This window comes from Desulforhopalus vacuolatus (assembly GCF_016918505.1).
Classification (GTDB): Bacteria; Desulfobacterota; Desulfobulbia; order Desulfobulbales; family Desulfocapsaceae; genus Desulforhopalus; species Desulforhopalus vacuolatus.
Genome location: NZ_JAFFPZ010000006.1, coordinates 110,972 through 131,413, shown reverse-complemented (window position 1 = coordinate 131,413; position 20,442 = coordinate 110,972). Strand labels below are relative to the sequence as shown.

Genomic DNA, 20,442 nt, shown 5'->3' with positions numbered 1-20,442 from the left:
TGTGAAAGTATTGCTTCACGCTATGCGCACTGCAGGCAGCATATTACCTGCAGTGCTGTTTTATTTGTTGCTGGCAGCGTCCCCGCTGCTGGCCGGAAATAATTATATTGTCGGCCCCGGAGATGTTCTTAACATCTCTGTATACAACAATGACGATATGACAACCACCGTACAAGTTTCCCTGGACAGGACCATTGTCATGCCTCTTCTCGGACGGGTAACAGTAAAGGATCTCACAGTCTCTCAGGTGGGTGAGAACTTGACCCGCCTGCTCGCCGATGGTTACCTTGTCAACCCGCAGGTAAACGTTTTCATTAAAGAATTCCGCAGCAAGAAAGTCTTTGTTCTGGGACAGGTCCGCCAGCCTGGATTGATTGAACTGAGCGGCCCGATCACTCTTCTCGAACTGCTTTCCAGGGTTGGGGGAATTGAACAGGATGCCGGTGATACAGCAACCATAAAACGTACACTGGAGGGAAAAGACCAGATTATTTCCGTCAATCTCCACAATCTCAGAACCGGCAAAGATTTCAGCCAGAACTATGCCATTCAGGACGGAGATACGGTCATGGTCTCCAAATCGGCCATGTGTTATATCACCGGTGAAGTCTCCCAGCCGGGCTCTTACCCCTGTGGCAAAAAATCCACTGTATTGCAAATGATCGCTCTTGCCAACGGCTTCAATGGCAAGGCCGCGAGGGGCAGTGTCCGCATTGTTCGAGAGGTGGACGGTCAGAAAAAGATCTACAAAGATGTTGACCTGAACAGCACCACTGTCGAGGACAATGATGTAATTGTTGTTCCAGAAAGCTTTTTTTAGAGACCTTTAACTGAATGCGCGGAAATCCCCGCCGTTCAGGACGAGGATGTTGTAATCCTTTCTTATCAGCCAAACCTCAGCCAAACCAATAGAAAACATCGGAAACTCAGAACAGTCTTCTGACAGGAAAAATATGCAACAGCACGAAACTCAACAGGAAAACAGCACTGAAGATGAAATAGACCTCCGCGGCCTGCTTCAGGTCGTCCTCAAGAGGAAAGGTCTTATCACCATAATTTTCTTCATTGTCCTCCTGATGGCAACCATTGCCAATTTTACCATGACTCCCCAGTACACCGCCAGCTCCAACGTACTGATTGAAAGAAACCATGGAACCCAGGGGCTGGACATACAGACGTATGCCGGTGATTCTGATTTTTTAGAAACCCAGTCAGCGATTATCAAGAGTCTCAACGTTGCCCGCCGGGTAGTGAAGGATCTTGATCTCACAGGGAAGTATCACACATTCTTTTTCAAGAAAGAGAGTGCCCCCTCCTTCGTTGACACAATGGCAAAGGGGTTGAGAAGCCAGATCAACAGGATCACTGATTTCATGGGTGGACATGACAGTCTTCATGCCAGCCAGCTCCTGCAAATGTCCGCAGAAAGCGGCATCGCGACCTCTCTTTCAGAAGAAGACATTCTTGCAAACCAGTTAAGCGAGGAGTTGCAGATTCAACCGATCCGCAACACAAGGATTGTTACCATCAGCTATACCTTCAAGAACCCGCTGCTTGCGAAGATGATTACTGAAGCGGTGGTAAAGGCGTATAAAGACGAGATGATGGAGATCAAACTCGCTGCCGCCAACTACTCGCTGACATGGATGACGGACAAGGCGGAAGTTGAAAAGATAAAGCTGGAGGACTCCGAGCGGGCTCTGCAGAAGTATATGAAAGCGAATGGACTTGTCAGGGTTGAGGAAAGCATAGCAGTCAACCCGCAGCGAATGCGGGAGTTTGTCCTGCAACTCTCCCGCGCTGAGGCGCAGCGTAAAGAGACAGAGGCAGTTCTCGCACAGATTAAAAAAGCAGGGAAAAGTTCCAGGCAACTTGAAAAAATTCCAATCTTTGCCAACAGTCTTGTATTGAAAGATATGCGTGTCAATATTTATAAGGCGAAGCAGAAACAGAAAGAACTCTCTAAAAAATATGGCCCCCGTCACCCGCAGATGATCCAGGCAACGGATGAACTGGCAGTACTCTATAATGAGCGTCAATTCGAGATTCAGCGAATTATCGATTCCACAAGGAATACATACTCCCTTGCGAAATCGCAGGAACAGAATATTCGTGATCTTCTGAACAGCGCGAAAGACGAGGCTATCAATTCCAGTGAAAAATATATCCAGTATACCAGCCTCAAGCGCAAGGTGGAAAGCAACCAGATGTTTTATGACACGTTACAGGAAAACATCAAGAAAACCGGTATCACCGATCAATCACAATCAGTAAATATCTGGGTAGTGAAAAAAGCGGAAGTTCCCGTGTACCCATCTCAACCGAATGCCAAAAAGCTCCTTGCACTTGGTGCAGTTCTGGGTCTCGCCCTCGGATTCGGTATGGCTTTTTTTCTGGAATTTCTCGATAACACGGTGAAAGCTGAGAGCGAGCTGGAAAAGAGATACGGTCGCACCGTGCTCGGCACAGTGGAGTTCGTCAATCAGAAGAAGCAAAATATCAAAACTTTTCTGAAAGATCACCCACTCTCCCCCTTTGCTGAAAGCTATCGATTGATCCGCTCCGGCCTTCTGCTCTCCTCAGCAGACAAGCCTCCAAAAAAGATTCTCATCACAAGTATGGATCAGGGAGAGGGAAAGACTACTACGGCAATCAACATCGCAAAAGTATTGTCCCAGGACAATAAAAAAGTATTGCTGCTTGACTGTGACATGCGCAAACCAACGACCCATATCCGCCTGAATGTGGAGAATGAGAGCGGCTTGAGCGACTACCTCACCGGAAATACCGCTGAAATCAACGTACAGGATGTTGATGACGAAAATATCCTTCTGGTTACCTCCGGCCCGATACCTCCCAATCCTGCGGAGTTGCTTGCCTCAGAGAAAATGAAGCATTTGCTGGCTGCTCTCAGTGAAAAATATGATTTTGTGATCCTCGACTCCCCGCCTGTTCAGCCTGTCAGTGACAGTCTTGCTCTTACCGCAATAGTCGATGGGACCATCGTGGTTGTTCTGTACGAGAAAACCACCTTTGACACGCTCAACGTGGGAATGAAAAAAATGAAGGACATAAAAGCCCATATCCTCGGTTTTGTCCTCAACTCTTTCAATCCAGGAACAGGCAAGTCTTACTACGCCAGCTACTCCAGTTATTACACTGATGATTTTGGAGAAAAAAAGCCTGACGGCAAAAAGGAAGGCAAAGGCTGAAATACCCACAGCTTACACTGTCCCTCCCGGTAAAAAGGAAGGACAGTGTAAGAGTTTTATAGAACCAGAGCCACAAGTCATCTGATTCAGCCCCTGGAGACTCATGCAAAGTATCTCAAAAAAGCTGTATCTTCTCCCCCTTCTTTTCGCGCCTCTTGCCTTTGGGACTGTTGAATTCTGGTCTCTTTATATTCTTGAAGTGCTCATCCTCATCGCGTTTTTTGCAACAACATTTTCATTGAAAAAGCACGGGGACCCCTGGCTGAAAGTCCCTGGAATTACACCCCTTTTTCTTATTTTACTCTTCATGCTGATGCAGATGATCCCCTTACCACCCGGGATCATCAAAGCCCTGTCTCCAGCTGTCTGGCATGCATATTCACCTCTTTTCCAAACGGGTTATGAGGGATGGATTCCGCTCAGTATAAACCGGGCTAAAACCCTTGAAGAGTTTTTCCGCTATGCCTGCTACACACTTTTCTATATTACTACCATTCAACAAATGCGCAGCGGCAACCGCATAAAACCCACGCTTCTGCTGATCATTTATTTTGCCACCGGCATCGCTGTTCTCGCCATCCTCCAGCAATTCACCAGCCATGGAAACATCTACTGGTTTCGCCATTCCCCTGGTGGACACCCCGGCGGTCCCTGGGTCAATATCAATCAATATGCCGCATTCATTGAGGCAATATGCCCGTTTGCCCTCGCGCTCTTCCTGCTCTACCGTCCGCGAGGAAATAGTGACACCTTCAGACAAAAGCTCGTCACCTTTTTCTCCTCGCCGCGGACGAATCGCTATATCCTCCTCGGGACATGCTTCATAATCCTCTTCAGTTCTGTATTGGTAACCCTTTGCCGCGGGGGAATCCTTACCCTTACCCTTTCTCTCATCCTCTTCACTCTTCTTTCTGGCCACTTGCGCAAAGGAGTATCGCGGCGAAAAGAGATTCTCGTTATCGTGGCCCTTGCGACACTTGTCTTCGGATGGTTTGGCTGGGATCAGGTTTTAAATGAATTGGGCAAAACCATAAATACAAAGGGACAGATTTATGATAGTCGTTTTTCGATATGGCAGGATACATTTCAGATAATAAAAGACTATCCATGGTTTGGTGCCGGATTTGGCTCTTACATGGATCTGAACCCCTCCTACCGCAGTGTTGTCACCCCAAACATGGTCGACCATGCCCACAATGAATATCTTGAGCTTCTTACGGATGGAGGAATACTAACATTTCTTTTTGCAGCCTGGTTTGTACTGACAGTTCTCACAGGAGGATGGAAATGGCTCAAAAGACGTCATGATACCTTCGCCCGGCTGCTCGGTATCGGTGCCATCACCGCTATCTGTGCCATGTTAATGCACTGCATAGTCGACTTTAATCTGCACAATGGCGCCGATGGTCTTTATTTCTTTTTCCTCTGCGGCCTGCTTGTTTCTATTACCCGCGCACGCTTTCACAGAGTTGAAGTCGCATCACTGCTGGAGGAACGTACCCGTGTTTCCACCGGATTTACACTGCTCTGCACCCTCCTGCTGACCTGCGCTCTTCTATCAGTCCAAACGGGGAAACTGCTCGCGAACAGCGAATACACAAAAGTCCAGAATATCTACATCAGCAGCTGTCTGAATACAGAGAAACAGGCAGAGGTGCGAACGGCACTGGTCCAGGCTGCCCATCTTGCACCCTTTGAAAGTTTTTACCCTGCAGCCCTTGCGAATCTTGAAAGAGTTGTCGGTAACCATGCAGCAGCGGGGAAAGCATGCTTGCAAGCTGTTGCACTCCGTCCACTCGCAGGTCATTACCTCATGCAATGGGCAGCGCAACTCCCGAAAGAGCAGAGTGATAAGGCCGTTGCATTTATGCAGGAGGGGTATAAACGTGCCCTGAACAAAAATGCTCTTGTGTTCCCCTGGTGTGAATGGTTGTTACGGAAAGGAAGGCGGGAAGAGGCAAAGCAGGTTCTGCAGGACCATTTTAAAAGATATCCTTCCCGTGTCAGACAGGCCAGACCACTCCTGAAAAACTGGAAGTTCTCCAAAGCTGAAATGGAAGACATTCTGCCCCATAGGTAATACCCATTTTGTATTGACGGATTCACAGGCAGGGGAATGGGAGAAAGGAGACGGGAGACGGGAGACGGGGAAAAGCAAAAGACGGAACAGCGAAAAACTTTTTGCCAACGAATAAAAGCTCTAATCATGCGAATAAAGGCAAAAAACTTTAAAAAAAGATTTTAAAATTAAACAGAGAATTGCTACTACATTTTTATTAGTGAAAATTCGTGTCCATTCGTGGTTACAAACGACAAAAGGAATACCCGGGAGTCTGTCAGGTTTGTGGGTAGAGTGTGGGGAATAAAGAAGGCACTTACAGAGAAATATTCTGTAAGTGCCTGAATTTTTTGGTACGCCCAGCAGGATTCGAACCTGCGACCTACGGCTTAGAAGGCCGTTGCTCTATCCAGCTGAGCTATGGGCGCATAAGCGAAAACGAATAATAACCGAACTTTTACGAAAATCAACCTTATTCTGATCTGAGACTCTCAGAAGGATATCTTGAATAATCTTGGATTTCGTTCATATTCGAGGCACAGGAAGAAATTTACCGCAGGTATATGATTGATATTCCAAGGATAATTTTTTTACTGTAACGAAGAAGATGGGTGAAAGACTGATTATTTAAGGCAGCCAGAATCTTATCCCCTCTGTCTACTGCGCAGCATATACCAGCAGCTGATGAAGCTCTGGCGGCAGACTTCATCGGTAATACTTGCGGCCCGGGCACAGAACAAATCCTGTTCTTCTTTCGAGGGCGGGATGATATCCACCTGTGGAGGCCGGAGGGTACGCTGGGGGATATATTCTTTCCCCTTCCTCGGCAACGCCATGCGCACCTCACGGATGCGGCCCATAGTAAGTGCACGATTTACCGCATCTTCAATCTCTATTTTCCGATATTGGAATTCGGTCATCCAGGAGGAATTTTCCACCTCAAGCCAGAGAATATCCCGATCGATACGCACCGGAGCAGCGTGGTCGGCAATCTCCTCCTCCACCAGTTCAGACCAGCGGGTGAAGATAGAATAGAGATCAAGCTGCTTCTCCCAGCGATTCGCCTTGATAAGGGAGGCCATCACCTTTCCCACCTCATCCCCGTCCGGTTCAAATCTATTTTTTTTCTTCTCGCTGTTCATAGCATCCATAATATGTAACTTCTCAAAAACCAACAGGAAAAAAGGGAGACAGGAGAAGGGAGTCTCCCTTCTCCCTCTTTATCTTTGTTCATAACTTTTTGAGGAATTACGAAAATCTCCACCTCAGCAATACCATATTCCCTGCAGAATAAAAATGCCGAACCGACTCCTCCAGGGAGTCGATTCGGCAAAGATCAAACAAAAAGTCTGCAACCGTTCTAAAAATCAATAAATGTTGAGATAGTTATCAAGTTCCCAATCAGTGACAGCGATACGGTAACTATCCCACTCTTTCTCTTTTGCAGTGATATATTTTTCATAGATATGGGGTCCGAGGGTGGTCTTCGAGAGAGGATTGGCTTTGAGCTGCTGCACCGCCTCGTAAAGGTTGGAGGGAAGAATCTTAATTCCTTCTTCTTCCATCTCGGCGAGGGTCATCTTGAAGATGTCTTTTTTCGTCTCGGGAGCAGGCTTGAGTTTGCTTTTCACGCCCTCAAGACCACTGTTCAGCATCATGGCGAATGCAAGATAAGGGTTGCATGCCGGGTCTGGGGAACGAATCTCTGTCCGAGTAGAGAGCCCGCGGGAAGCAGGAATACGGATGAGAGCGGAACGGTTGGATGCCGACCATGCACAATAAACCGGTGCTTCATAGCCGGGGACAAGACGCTTATAAGAGTTGACGAGCGGATTGGCTACTGCGGTGAAGGCAGCCGCATTCTTCAGGCAACCGGCAATGTAAGAGTAGGCGACCTCAGAGAGCTGCAGTTCGTCAGACTCGTCAAAGAAAGCGTTGGTCCCGTCGAGGTTAAAGAGCGACTGATTGGTGTGCATGCCGGATCCGTTGATACCGAAGATCGGTTTCGGCATGAAGGTAGCGTAGAAGCCATAGCGGGCAGCAACAGTCTTTACAACCCACTTGAAAGTAACCGTGTTATCGGCAGCAGCAAGTGCATCCGCATATTTGAAGTTGATCTCATGCTGCCCCTCGGCAACCTCATGGTGAGAAGCCTCAATTTCAAAACCCATCTTCTCAAGGGTTTCAATAATCTCGCGGCGGCAATCATTCCCGGTATCTTCCGGATCGACAGAGAAGTAGTTGGCAACGTCGTTGGTGATGGTTGTAGGGGTACCATCTTCATCTTTTTCAAAGAGGAAAAACTCTGCTTCGGTCCCGACGTTCATTGTGTAGCCAAGCTCTTTCGCTTCGGCCAGAACCCGCTTGAGGTTTACCCGCGGGCAACCTTCGAAGGGAGTGTGATCGGATTTATAAACATCACAAATCACCCGGGCTGCAGCTACACCGTGCTTGTTCCGCCAGGGCAGAACAGTAAAGGTATCATAGTCCGGCTTGAGATACATGTCAGATTCATTAATCCGGGCAAAACCATCAATAGAAGAACCGTCGAACATCATCATCCCGTCCAACGCTTTCTCGATCTGGCTCTTGGGGATAGCCACGTTTTTCATAAAACCGAAGATATCGACGAACTGGAGGCGGAAAAAACCAATATTTTCTGCCTCAATAATTTTCATAATCTCTTCTCTGGTCATATCCATACTCCTTTTTTAGTTGTCTCCGGGAGAACTCTCCCTATAATTTCGCTGTCATTCACTGTCAAACAGTCTTCAAAAAGTACGTCGCAATTCCGGGAACTCCTCTACTTCCATCAGTATTGAAAGAAACATAACATTTAGAGTATAAACTGCAATATAATTTTAAATTATAGAACATATTTGTTATTTCCACAACTCGAAAAAAAACCCAGAATAACCCCGCGACTTTAATCATCCTCTCTGTCGCCCATATCTCCCAGCACCATAGTCTCAATTTTTTCCTTCAGCGCTGTATCCGTCACTTTGCCACCGGATGCATCAAGAACATAAAAGACATCAATCAGCAACTCCACCTCCGTGGCAATATAGGCACGGTGGATGTGCAGACCTAAATCAGCCAGACGCTGAGTGAGACGATACAGCTGACCGGGCAGCTCCGGCGCATGCACCTCAATAACGGAATATCTGTCTGAAGAGGTATTGTCGATCATCACTCTGCTGCGCACCTCTCCGACCAGTTTGCTGAGTGTTTTCCTGCGGACATCCTCAAGCATGGTGTAAAGCTTTTCAGCAAGGGGAAAACGATGAGAAAAAACCTGATTAAGCTGCTCGCCAAACGCATCCCAGTCCACTTCATCCAGCATCAAACCTTCCGGCGGCATGACATCGAGGACATCGACTACCGTACCATCCTCCCAGGTAAAAATTCGGGCACGACTCACCGTCAGTCCATGAAGAGTGAGCAACCCGCAGATTTTGGCCAGTACGCCGTGAGCATCTGCGGTCATGATCAAAACCTTCCACCCCTTCTCCTCAGGCATCGCAGAGATAAAAGAACGCTGGCGAATTCGCTGATAGTTGTCCCGGTGAGCACGCAGGTGAGAAACGACAACTCCGGTGGAGAAGGTGCTGATGTAATCACCACTGAGTGACGCCACGGGCATGCGCACCGATTCGTCCCCCAGGGCCTCGATCAGCTGACCACGCAGCCATTCCACGCCCTCCTCATCACGATCGGATCCCACAGGGACCACTCCACCGCTGAGCGCACTGCCTGCCCGCAGATACATTTCCTCGAGCAGCGTTGCCTTCCATTCACTCCATGCAGAGGGACCGGTCGCCCGGGAATCGGCAATAGAGAGACAATAGAGCATGGCCAGGCGGTCGGGGGTGCCAATCAGTTTTGCACAGCGCTCAATAAATTCAGGATCATCAAGGTCGCGCCGCATGGCGCTTTCCGGCATAAAGAGATGATAGCGGATCAGGAAATCGAGATCATCAACCTCTTTATTCGTGAAGTTGAGCCGTTTACCGATACTGCGGGCAACATCTGCTCCCTCGATGGAGTGGTCCCGACCACTGCCTTTACCAATGTCATGGAGAAGTGCAGCGAGATAGAGCACTTTCGGCTCGGCGATCTTTTTAGTAAGCTTCAGTGCCTGCATGCCGGTAAGTCCGGCATGTACCTCGCTTACCGTCTGCAGAGAGTGCCGGTCCACGGTATAGATATGATAGAGATCATACTGGGCAAGGCGATGAATGCGCTTGAACTCGGGAATTACCCTGTCGAGCATTCCCGTCTCCAGCATGGTAATCAGTACGCTGAGAACATCTTTTGCCTCCATCATGCAGGCGAAAAAGGCTTTGGCCAGTCTTGGTGAATTGCGCTCCTTATCACCGAAAAGGGGAAGCATCCGCATTACCTGCTGACGGGTGCGGTGGTGCATGGGAAGACCGGTACGGGCCATGGCGAGGTAGACACGGATCAGCAGCTGCGGTTTCTTCTTCACCTCTTCCGGCGACGCAGTGAGCTGGATGCGGCCTCCCTTGATCTCAACACCCTTCTCCAGAACCTTGTCAGCGGCTCTGCCACTGCGGTCAATAAGTCCCAGGACATCATCGACATGCTCGAAAAAAAGATTGGCTGCGCGATGAATAGTCTCCAGCGCACCATAGACATCAGCCATGAAGAGTTCGACGGCACGCCCGCCTTCGCTGTCGGTATAACCTGACAGTTCCGCAAGTTCAGATTGCTGCTCAAAATAGAGAAGATCAATCTTACGGTGGCTGAGATAGTGGGCATGACAGCGCAGTCGGCAGAGGAAGGACTCAGCATCGGCCAGTTCCTTTCGTTCACTGGAAAGCAGCAGGCCTCCATTTTCGAACTCCTCAAGCCCGCGCAGGCCGAAAACGACCTGGCCGGTCCACAACATGGCCTGAAAATCCCGCATGCCACCGCGGCCATCTTTGATATGCGGCTCAAGGAGCCAGGCATCACTGCCGTAGCGGGCGAGTCGGGAGTCGCGAAATGCCTTCATCTGGCGGACAAACCCCTCCCGGTTCCCTGCAGTAAATTTGGACCGAAAGGCCTCCTGCAATTTGTCAAACAAATTCTGTGACCCACAGAGCAGACGGGCATCAAGCAGGGCAACCTGGAAAAAATACTCCTCTTTCGCATGCGCAATTGACTCCTTCACCGTGCGCACACCGTGCCCGAGCTCCACCCCGCTGTCCCACAGCGGATAAAAGAGTGCATCGGTCACGTCAGTAATTTTCTTCTTTGCCGCCGGGGAGTAAAGCACCATCAGATCCACATCGGAGCAGGGAAACATCTCCCGCCGTCCGTAGCCGCCGAGGGCGACCACCGCCACATCCTCCGACGTCTCTCCGTCCCAGCCACTGATACAGAGAGAGAGGATAAATTCATCCATGACATCACTGTACGCATGGGTAAAGTCAGCGCAGCTGGTTATCTGTCCTGCATTCCACTCCCGGTGCAGTCGTTCTCGTTCTTCTTTAAATCGATTGAGCATAATTACACCGCAGCCTCACCCTCTTCTCCAGTACGAACCCGAATCACCCGTTCTATCGGAGAGACGAATATCTTGCCGTCACCAATTTTACCCGTGTTGGCCGCCTCCCGGATACGCTCCACCGCCTCATCGACGAGAGAGTCTGCCACCACCGTTTCGATCTTTACCTTCGGCAGGAAATCAACGAGATACTCCGCCCCGCGATAGATCTCGGAATGCCCTTTCTGGCGTCCATATCCCTTTACTTCGCAGACCGTCATCCCCGCAATACCGAGTTCACTGAGAGCTTCTTTTACGTCATCAAGCTTGAAAGGCTTGATGATTGCTTCGATTTTTTTCATGACAGACTCCTCAAAAAATTTCACAGTTGCGTAACAAATTTTCTTTACTCTACATAAAATTGTGTCATTTTTGTAGTCCAATTTTTTCATGATCTCAGGTTGCAGCAGTCTCAATGTAATTTCTCAAGAAGTTATGGAAAAAGATAAAAAGGGAGAAGGGAGAAGGGAGACGGGAGACAGGAAAAAGCAAACAGCAAACAACGGAAAGGCAATTTTTACCGCGAAGGACGCGAAGGAACGCGAATAAAGGCGAAGAAAGGCGAAGAAAGGCGAAAAGCAAAAAGATTTTTACCAACGAATAAAGGCTCGAATCATGCGAATAAGGGCAAAGGCAAAAAGGGAGAAGGGAGAAAGGAGACGGGAGGCAGGAAAAAACAGGGGAACAAAACCTGATGAGGTTTGTTGCGGGATGAGATTGTTTCAGGAGGGTTATTGTAAAAGACGGAACATCGAAAAAGGCGGGAAAAAAGCATTTTATGTAAAAAAGACAAAGAATTTCACCGCGAAGGACACGAAGAACGCGAAGAGTAAAAATATAACAACAGCAATTTTCTGTTTAGTTTTAAAATCTTTTTTTCAAGGTTTTTTGCTTTCTTTCAAGTGTTTAGCGTATTTCTCTGGCTATCTGTTTTTTGCCTTTTCGCCTTCCTTCGCGTTCTTCGCGGTAAAAAAAAAAGGTCTTACCGTCTTTTGCCTTTGCTTTTCCCTTTCTCCCGTCTCCCGTCTCCCGTCTCCTGTCTCCTGTCTCCTGTCTCCCTTTTCCCGTCCCCCTCGGCAATTTATCTGCCAAAAAGAGCATGAATTGACTCCTGGTCTGCCGCAGTTACTCCCCGTTCCGTAATAAGTGCGCTGACGAGTCTTGCCGGCGTTACGTCAAAGGAGTAGTTAAGAGCCTCTGTTCCCTCAGCGGCAATGCGCAGGGTCTGAATGCGGCTGGCGCTGTCTACGCCCATCACCGAGGTAACCTCTTCGGGAGAGCGCTTTTCGATGGGAATTTGACTGCCGCTGTCCATCTCCCAGTCAATGGTGGAGGAGGGCAGGGCGACGTAAAACGGAATGTTATTGTCCCGGGCGGCGAGTGCCTTGAGATATGTGCCGATTTTGTTGGCTACATCACCGGTGTGGGTTGTGCGGTCGGAGCCGACAATCACCATATCGACCATGCCGCGCTGCATGAGATGACCGCCGGTGTTGTCACAGATCAGGGTGCAGGGAATTTCCTCCTGCTGCAGCTCCCAGGCGGTGAGCCGTGCGCCCTGATTCCACGGACGGGTTTCATCTACATATACATGCAGGTCAATACCAGCGTCGCGGGCGGCATAAATTGGAGCGGTAGCACTGCCATAATCCACGAAGGCAAGCCAGCCAGCGTTACAGTGGGTGAGAATGTTAACTCTCTCTCCCTTTTTTTTCTCGCTTATTGCGCGAATCAATTCTCTGCCATGAAGACCGATACGGCGGCAGAAATCCGCGTCTTCATCTGCAATCTCTCCGGCTGCCTGGCGGGCCGCCTGCTGTTTCTCTTTTGCTCCCACAGCGGGGCGGATTGCCGCAAGCATCCGGTCAATCGCCCATTTCAGGTTTCGGGCCGTGGGCCGGGCGGCATTGAGCTCTTCGGCATAACCTTGCATATAGTTCATGAATCCGGCATCGTCGTTTACCGGAGCGGCCAGAGTCGCAAGGTACATACCATATCCGGCGGTTGCCCCTATCAGGCCAGCCCCACGAACATACATTTCCCTTATGGCGCGGATGGCATCTTCAGGGCGGCAGAGGGGTTCTTCCACGATCTTCCATGGAAGCAGCCGTTGATCAAAGACACGTACGATGTGCGGGTCCTGCGGGTCTATCCAGATGGTGCGACGGTTTTTTTTATTTACCTTCATGTTCCTTCTCCTGTCTCCCTTTTTCTCACTGTTCACCCTTCCGCCCATAGGCATCTTCAAAACGGACGATATCATCCTCTCCCAGATAGCTGCCAAGCTGGGTCTCGATAAGCTCCAGTGGAATCACCCCTGGATTTTCCAGCCGATGGACATTTCCCGCCGGAATATAGGCCGCCTCATTCTCATACACCAGTTTCACGGATTCACCGTTGGTCACCCGCGCAGTACCGCTCACCACAACCCAGTGTTCATTGCGATGGTGATGCTTTTGCAGGGAGAGACTGGCCCCGGGGGTAACAGTGATGCGTTTGATCTGGAAGCGCGGCTGAATCTCCAGCACGGTGTAGCTGCCCCAGGGACGGTAAACCGTAGTATGGACGTTATATTCACTGCGTTTTGCTTTCTTCAGGATGTTGACCACCTTTTTCACGTCCTGAGCGTGGGACATGGGGGCAACCATCACCGCATCATCGGTCTCAATAACGAGGGTATCTTCAAGGCCAACGGCGGCAACAAGATGCTTGTGGGATTCAATGATACAGTTTTTTACTCCTTCCAGGATCACGTCACCACTGGTGACGTTACCGTTCTCGTCCTTCTTCTGCACATCCCAGAGCGCCTTCCACGACCCGATATCGCTCCAGCCGATGCTCGCTGGCACGACTGCGGCATTCTGCGTTTTCTCCATCAGTGCATAGTCGATGGAATCCTCCGGTGATTCGGCCATGCTCTCCGCGTCGAAGCGGAAAAAGCGATCGTCACGGGTGCCCCGCACAACAGCCTGTCCCATTGCGGAAAGGATCTCCGGCGCATAATGCTCCAGCTCAGTGAGGATGGTGCCAAGGGTAAAGGCGAACATCCCGCTGTTCCAGAGAAAATTTCCCTGCTGCAAATAGCGGGCGGCAGTCTCTTCATCAGGCTTTTCCTTAAAGGAGAGAATTGCAGAGTCCTCACCCTGTTCAATATAGCCATATCCGGTCTCGGGTGCTCCAGGACGAATACCGAAGGTAACCACCGCCCCTTTCGCCGTGAGAACCACTGCTTCCTCTACAACACGGGAAAAAGCCTCCGGTTTGCTGATGACATGGTCAGCTGGCAGCACCAGCAGTACCACCCCGTCATCATCCCCGCGCTGCCTGCAGAATTGAGCCACCCCGGCGACGGCCGGAGCCGTATTACGCCCGGACGGCTCCAGCAGGACACTCATCTCTTTCGCCTGTACCACAGCCCCAAGTTCATCTATCTGAGCAAGAGTGACATGGCGGTGTGACTCGCCCACCACGACGATCGGCGGTAACACATCGGGCAGATTGCAGGCCCGCAACAGGGTGTTCTGCAACAGGGAAAGCTCTCCGGTGAGGCACAGCAGCTGCTTGGGGTAAAGTTTACGGGAGAGTGGCCAGAGACGAGAGCCGGAGCCACCCGCGAGAATTACAGGTTGGATTTGTGTCATTTTTTTCCCTTTGGAAATATTGAATAAGGGAGAAAGGCTTTGTCTTACTGTCTTTCGCTTTTCCCGTTTCAATTAAAAAAAAATCTTTGTTCTCAAGCTTTTGTCTTTCTTCGTGTTCCTTAGCGTTCTTCGCGGTAAAAATTGCCGTACCGTTTTTCGCCTTTCCCGTCCCTCCCCTTTTAGTTACGAATTTTCAACCCCGTATAATTGCCAGAAGTTCTGCTGTTTTCCGCTCCATCAGGGCCCGATCGCCCCGGCTCTCCACGTTAAGACGCAGCAGTGGTTCGGTATTGGATTTACGGATATTAAAGCGCCAGTCGGGAAAGGCTGCAGAGAAACCGTCCACTTCGCTCTTTTCGCCGTCGGCAAAGCGTTTCTCAACCTCAGCGATCACCGCATCGGCATCGGCCACTGTGCTGTTTATCTCCCCGGAGACAGGAAATGCGGCAACCCGCTCCGCCACCAGTTCGCTGAGCCGTCTGCCGGTGCGGCTGACCAGGGAGGCAATAAGCAGCCAGGGAATCATCCCGGAATCACAGTAGCCAAAATCCCGAAAATAATGGTGAGCAGACATCTCCCCGCCGTACACCGCATCTTCCCTGCGCATCCGCTCCTTGATAAAGGCATGCCCGGTACGGGTGATAATCGGCTCTCCGCCTGCGGCGGTAATTATCTCTTCGCTGTTCCAGGTCAGGCGTGCATCATAGAGAATCCTGCTGCCCGGCGCACCCTTCAGCATCTCCTGTGCCAGCAGACCGACAATATAATACCCCTCAATAAATTCGCCCCGTTCGTCCCAGAAAAAGCAACGGTCAAAATCGCCATCCCAGGCAAGCCCGAAATCAGCACCGGACTGGCGCACCGCTTCGGCGGTCTCTTCTCTCCTCTCCGGCAGCAGCGGGTTGGGTACACCCTTCGGAAAGGTACCGTCCGGCTGATGGTTAATCTTAACGAAGGTGACCGGAAGGACCTGCTCAAGGCGATCAACAATGGCTCCGGCGCAGCCGTTACCGGCATTCGCAACAAGGGTCAGTGGCTTCAGTTCCGCGACATTCACATACCCGAGCAGATGTTCGATGTAGTGAGACTTGTTGTCACAGGCGGTAATTGTTCCCCGGCGGCCCTGCGGAAGGGGTTCGCGTCCCTCCTCCAGCAGACTTTTCATCTTCAGCAGGCCGGATTCGCCAGTCACCGGTTTCGCCCCGCGCACCACAAATTTCATGCCGTTGTAGTCCTTCGGGTTATGACTGGCAGTAACCACTACGCCGCCGTCAATCCCATCTTTTTCGAGGCTGAAAGCAGCGTGATAGATTTCCTCTGTACCGCAAAGGCCGAGGTCAAGGACATCAACTCCCATCTCTGTCAACCCTTCCATCAGCGCCGTCGTCAGTTCCCCGCTGGAGAGCCGTATATCCCGTCCGACGACCACCTTTGTCACACCATAGACCCCGGCGAAGGCTCGTCCGATTCGGCGGGCAAGCCCGGCATTCAGTTCGGACGGCACTCTGCCGCGGATATCGTAGGCGGTAAAACATGCAAGTCTGTCAGCCATTTGCCATTCCTTTTCATTGTAATTTCGTATATATTGGCGCCTTATAAATGTGCAGAATTCGTTAAATATACCCCTTTTTACCAACAACTTCAATTTGGTCATCCATGAAAGGAATAATCCTCGCCGGAGGCTCCGGCACCCGTCTCTATCCCCTCACCCGCGCTATCTCCAAACAGATGATTCCGGTATATGACAAACCGATGATCTACTATCCGCTGTCGGTGCTCATGCTTGCAGGAATACGCGAAATTCTCATCATCTCCACGCCAAAGGATCTGCCACTCTTCGAGCAGCTTTTCGGCGACGGTTCCCAGCTTGGCCTCACCATTGAGTATGCGGAACAGCCAAAGCCGGAGGGTCTGGCACAGGCTTTCCTCATCGGCCGGGAGTTCATCGGCGACGACTCCGTTGCCCTGATTCTTGGCGACAATATCTTCTTTGGCCCGGGATTCACACGAATTCTCCGTGAAGCAGCAGCACTGAAAACCGGCGGGCTCATCTTCGGCTACCTTGTCCGTGACCCAAAGCGTTACGGCGTTGTCGAATTTGATAAAGACCGGCGAGTAATCGGCATCGAGGAAAAACCCGCTGTGCCAAAATCAAAATATGCCGTTCCAGGTCTGTACTTCTACGGCAATGAAGTCGTGAAGATTGCCGAAAACGTCACCCCTTCCGCACGCGGCGAACTGGAGATCACCGACGTCAACAACGAATATCTGCGTCGCGGCACTCTCAAGGTGCAGCCGCTCGGCCGCGGCTTCTGCTGGCTCGATACCGGAACTCATGAATCACTGCAGCAGGCCTCAAGTTATATTGAGGCAGTACAGGAGCGGCAGGGACTGAAGGTGGCCTGTCTTGAAGAGATCGCCTGGGAACTCGGTTATATCAGTCTCTCAGACGTAGAGGCGCTGGCACAGGACATGCTGAAAAATCAATATGGCCAGTATCTGATGGATTTTGTTACACAACAACGGCTGGAGGAAGCAAAATGAAGATTCTTATCACGGGAGCCGGCGGCCAGCTCGGCCGCGACTGCCAGCGTGTCATGGCGGAACACGAAATACTGCCCTGCACCCACAGAGAACTCGATATCGCCAACGCCAATTCGGTAAACTCTCTGCTGGAGAAAGAACAGCCGCAGGTGATTATCAACGCCGCCGCCTATACAGCTGTCGATAGATGCGAAACGGAGAAAGAAGCGGCCCGCCTCGGAAACACAAAGGGCCCCAAAAACCTCGCCACTGCCGCCGCACGCATTGACGCACGGCTGCTGCACATCTCCACCGACTACGTTTTTGACGGCGAGCGGCAGGTACCACAGAGCTATCTTGAAAGTGACCCGGTTTCACCGCTGAGTGAATACGGCCGCAGCAAACTGGCCGGAGAGCAGGCGATTGTCGCCTCGGGATGCAACGCCGCCATCCTGCGCACCGCCTGGCTCTACTCCGCCCACGGCGGAAACTTCCTCAAAACCATGCTGCGTCTCGCCCTCGCCGACGGAAAGCGGGAGCTGAAAGTGGTTAATGACCAATATGGCTCACTTACCTGGTCCCGCCCGCTGGCCGAACAGCTCGCCCTGCTGCTTACTTCCGACATCACCGGTATAATTCATGCCACCAGTGAAGGCCATGGCACCTGGTATGAGGGAGCGTGTTACTTTCTCAACCGTCTCGACGTACCATACACCATACGCCCCTGTACCACCGAAGAGTACCCCACTCCGGCACACCGCCCCCATAACTCCATTCTCGAAAACAGCGTCCTCAAAACAGCGGGAATAAACGTCTTTAAGAGCTGGCAGGAACATCTTGACGATTTCACCAGTGAATTTGGCGGGCAGCTCATTGAAGAGGCCAGGACCTCACTTTGAAGCGTATACCATTCCTATTAAGTTATGCCCCGTTTTGCATCCCGTTTATCCATTCGTGGTTACAAACGACAAAAGGAACCACAAAAGGAACTGCAAGAGAAACCACGAATGAACACGAATGGACACGAATTATTACTCATTCGTCATCGCCAAAAATTGCCTTCCCGCTTTAAATAGAAAAATTCTTTGTTTTCAAATGCTTTTTGCCCTTATTCGCCTTATTCGAGCAGTTATTCGTTGGCAAAAAGTCTTTTCGCTTTTTGCCTTTCTTCGCGTTCTTCGCGGTAAAAAATGTAATTGGTTGTAATTGGTTGTAGTTGGTATTAGTGAAAATTAGTGTCCATTCGTGGTTACAAACCCTGTCCTTTCCGCTTTTGCTTTCCTTCGTGTTCTTCGTGTCCATTCGTGGTTACAAAATGCAAAAGGAACCACGAATGGACACGGATAAACACGAATTATTACTCATCTCTTTTCAGGGTTGTATCAATATATTTTTTCACCCGTTCCATATTGATGGCCGGAGTCTTCTGTTCCAGCGATTTGCGGACATCTGAATCACGGATGAAGTTTCGAGTATAATCCGAGGCATCGTTGAGTACGTCGCAGGTGGCACATTTGCGCAGCATGTCATTCTGCGGTGCCAGGAAAGTACCGAGAATAAGGTGCAGCAGAACCACAACCATCACTCCCTTGAAAAAACCCACCACCCCGCCAAGAAGATGGTCGAACCAGCTGGTGAGAGTCATCGAGAGAACAAGGCTGAGCAGCTTGCCAAGCAGCACGACAACGATATAGGTGACGATGAAGAGAATAACGCAGGCAACGAGAAAGATTACCTTTGGATTCTCTGACACATCTTTGAGTATCGGAAAAAGCTCTTCGTGGTATTGGCTCGCGACAAAGAAACCAAGGTAAAGGGCCAGCAGCGCCGTCACCTGTTTAACCGCCCCAACCCAGAGTCCCCGGGCAACAAGCAGGCCCAGGATGCCAAGAATAACCATATCATACATCGTCAGCGGTCCGAGCAGTTCATGAAGATTGTTCATAGATTTTGCACTCCCTTATGTATTAATTTTTTTGCTTTTCCCTTTCTCCCTTCTCCCGTCCTTCCCCTTTTAGTTTCGATGAACTGAAGCAATATACTGGTGGATACCAGATATCGTTCTTATTTTGTGTTGTCCACGGTTTTTTGAGAAGGTACACATTGTAACAGTTAAATAATGGCAGAAATGAGAAAAACAACAAGGATTATTTACCATGCCCGAACTCCCCGAAGTTGAAGTAATCCGCATGGGTCTTGAGCCCCATCTCGTCGGTCGCAGACTGGAACGTTTCTACAGCAGCGGCAAAGCACTGCGCACCCCCGTTCCCGTCAAAGAGCTGTCGACGCTCTGCGGCGGGCAGATTACCGCCGTCCGCAGGCGTGCTAAATACCTGCTTTTTGATCTCGACAGCGGGGAACTGCTGGTCTTCCACCTTGGCATGACCGGCAACCTCGGCCTCTTTCTGCAGGGTACACCGCGCCGTCTCCATGACCACCTTGAATTTATGCTTGATGACAGTACTCTGCTCCGTTACCACGACCCGCGCCGCTTCGGGCGGGTGGCAGTACTCGCCGCCGGGGATGAAACCGCGCGACAGGTCTTTTTTCGCACCAGCGGGCCAGAGCCCCTCGGCGAGCACTTTACTGCGCAGTGGCTGAAGGAAAAGGCAAGAAGACGGAAGATTTCCGTGAAACCTTTCATTATGAGCAGCGAAGTCGTGGTGGGCATTGGTAACATCTACGCAAACGAATCTCTTTTTGCAGCCGGTATTCGTCCACAGCGCAGTGTGGCAAAAATCACCATGAAAGAGTGGCAGCAACTGGTGGAATGTATCAGAAAAACCCTGCGCTTCGCCATTGAATGTGGAGGTTCCACCATCAGTGATTTTCGCAGCGTCGATCAGCAGAGCGGCTATTTTCAGATGAATTTTCAGGTCTATGGCCGGGCGGGCGAACCGTGCAAAAGATGCGGCAGGCATATTGAGAAAGAAGTGCTTGGCGGCCGCTCAAGCTGCTTCTGCCGCAACTGCCAGAAATAATACTATTTCTCTTAAGTTATGCATCCGTTTTGCATCCTGTTTATCCATTCGTGATTCCTTTTGCATTTTGTAACCACGAATGGACACTAATTTTCACTAATATCAACTACATTTTTTACCGCGAAGAATGCTAAGGAAAGTAAAAGCGAAAAGACTTTTTGCCAACGAATAACTGCTCGAATAAGGCGAATAAGGGCAAAAAGCATTTGAAAACAAAGAATTTTTCTATTTAAAGCGGGAAGGACGGGAAAGGCGAAAAGCGGTAAGGCAATTTGGGGCGATTACGAATGAGTAATAATTCGTGTCCATTCGTGTTCATTCGTGGTTTCTCTTGCAGTTCCTTTCGTGGTTCCTTTTGTCGTTTGTAACCATGAATGGATAAAATGGAGACAAAACGGGGTATAACTTAATAGGAATGGTATTACATCCTGTTTATCCATTCGTAACCGCCAAAAAAAGATGTCCACGCAGTTGC

General features: G+C 50.2%; 14 protein-coding genes and 1 tRNA gene. 6 read left to right on the top strand and 9 right to left on the bottom strand.

The window, feature by feature from the left end:
* Window position 1: 1 nt before the first annotated feature.
* The 3 genes from JWG39_RS05945 to JWG39_RS05935 all read left to right on the top strand — a co-directional run bounded on the left by JWG39_RS05945 (window position 2) and on the right by JWG39_RS05935 (window position 5,292).
* A complete protein-coding gene (locus JWG39_RS05945) occupies window positions 2-820 on the top strand; it encodes a polysaccharide biosynthesis/export family protein (protein WP_205218462.1) in 819 nt (272 codons plus the stop codon).
* Between the two features lie 133 nt (window positions 821-953).
* A complete protein-coding gene (locus JWG39_RS05940; protein WP_205218461.1) occupies window positions 954-3,212 on the top strand; it encodes a GumC family protein in 2,259 nt (752 codons plus the stop codon).
* Window positions 3,213-3,315: 103 nt separating this feature from the next.
* A complete protein-coding gene (locus JWG39_RS05935; protein WP_205218460.1) occupies window positions 3,316-5,292 on the top strand; it encodes an O-antigen ligase family protein in 1,977 nt (658 codons plus the stop codon).
* A gap of 330 nt (window positions 5,293-5,622) precedes the next feature.
* Here JWG39_RS05935 and JWG39_RS05930 read toward each other — a convergent pair.
* The 8 genes from JWG39_RS05930 to JWG39_RS05895 all read right to left on the bottom strand — a co-directional run bounded on the left by JWG39_RS05930 (window position 5,623) and on the right by JWG39_RS05895 (window position 16,015).
* Window positions 5,623-5,699, bottom strand: a tRNA-Arg gene (locus tag JWG39_RS05930).
* A 216-nt stretch (window positions 5,700-5,915) separates the two neighbouring features.
* Window positions 5,916-6,422: a DciA family protein gene (locus tag JWG39_RS05925; protein WP_205218459.1), complete on the bottom strand. Its 507-nt coding sequence runs from the start codon at window positions 6,420-6,422 to the stop codon at window positions 5,916-5,918.
* 216 nt (window positions 6,423-6,638) lie between these two features.
* A complete protein-coding gene (gene glnA / locus JWG39_RS05920) occupies window positions 6,639-7,967 on the bottom strand; it encodes a type I glutamate--ammonia ligase (RefSeq protein WP_275888967.1) in 1,329 nt (442 codons plus the stop codon).
* 230 nt (window positions 7,968-8,197) lie between these two features.
* Window positions 8,198-10,783 (bottom strand): [protein-PII] uridylyltransferase, encoded by a 2,586-nt coding sequence (glnD, locus tag JWG39_RS05915; protein WP_205218457.1) that lies wholly within the window; start codon window positions 10,781-10,783, stop codon window positions 8,198-8,200.
* Window positions 10,784-10,785: 2 nt separating this feature from the next.
* Window positions 10,786-11,124, bottom strand: coding sequence for a P-II family nitrogen regulator (locus JWG39_RS05910; RefSeq protein WP_205218456.1), 339 nt, complete (start codon window positions 11,122-11,124; stop codon window positions 10,786-10,788).
* Window positions 11,125-11,903: 779 nt separating this feature from the next.
* Window positions 11,904-13,010: an S-methyl-5-thioribose-1-phosphate isomerase gene (mtnA, locus tag JWG39_RS05905; protein WP_205218455.1), complete on the bottom strand. Its 1,107-nt coding sequence runs from the start codon at window positions 13,008-13,010 to the stop codon at window positions 11,904-11,906.
* 25 nt (window positions 13,011-13,035) lie between these two features.
* Entirely contained in the window at window positions 13,036-14,463 is a 1,428-nt protein-coding gene (locus JWG39_RS05900; RefSeq protein ID WP_205218454.1) for a mannose-1-phosphate guanylyltransferase/mannose-6-phosphate isomerase, read from the bottom strand.
* Between the two features lie 193 nt (window positions 14,464-14,656).
* A complete protein-coding gene (locus tag JWG39_RS05895; protein WP_205218453.1) occupies window positions 14,657-16,015 on the bottom strand; it encodes a phosphohexomutase domain-containing protein in 1,359 nt (452 codons plus the stop codon).
* A 104-nt stretch (window positions 16,016-16,119) separates the two neighbouring features.
* On the opposite strand from JWG39_RS05895, the gene rfbA reads away from it, so the two are divergent.
* Together rfbA and rfbD are read left to right on the top strand one after the other, a co-directional pair.
* The gene (gene rfbA, locus JWG39_RS05890; RefSeq protein ID WP_205218452.1) at window positions 16,120-17,007 is read left to right on the top strand and encodes a glucose-1-phosphate thymidylyltransferase RfbA; all 888 of its coding nucleotides are present in this window, start codon (window positions 16,120-16,122) and stop codon (window positions 17,005-17,007) included.
* Window positions 17,004-17,885 carry a dTDP-4-dehydrorhamnose reductase gene (gene rfbD, locus JWG39_RS05885; RefSeq protein ID WP_205218451.1) on the top strand — a complete coding sequence of 294 codons (882 nt, stop codon included), beginning with the start codon at window positions 17,004-17,006 and terminating at the stop codon, window positions 17,883-17,885. The genes rfbA and rfbD overlap by 4 nt, the downstream gene beginning before the upstream one ends.
* Window positions 17,886-18,343: 458 nt before the next feature.
* Here rfbD and JWG39_RS05880 read toward each other — a convergent pair whose 3' ends face one another.
* Entirely contained in the window at window positions 18,344-18,931 is a 588-nt protein-coding gene (locus tag JWG39_RS05880) for a CvpA family protein (protein ID WP_205218450.1), read from the bottom strand.
* 211 nt (window positions 18,932-19,142) lie between these two features.
* On the opposite strand from JWG39_RS05880, the gene mutM reads away from it, so the two are divergent.
* Complete coding sequence (gene mutM / locus JWG39_RS05875; protein WP_205218449.1) at window positions 19,143-19,967, top strand: bifunctional DNA-formamidopyrimidine glycosylase/DNA-(apurinic or apyrimidinic site) lyase; 825 nt, start codon at window positions 19,143-19,145, stop codon at window positions 19,965-19,967.
* Window positions 19,968-20,442 lie beyond the last annotated feature (475 nt).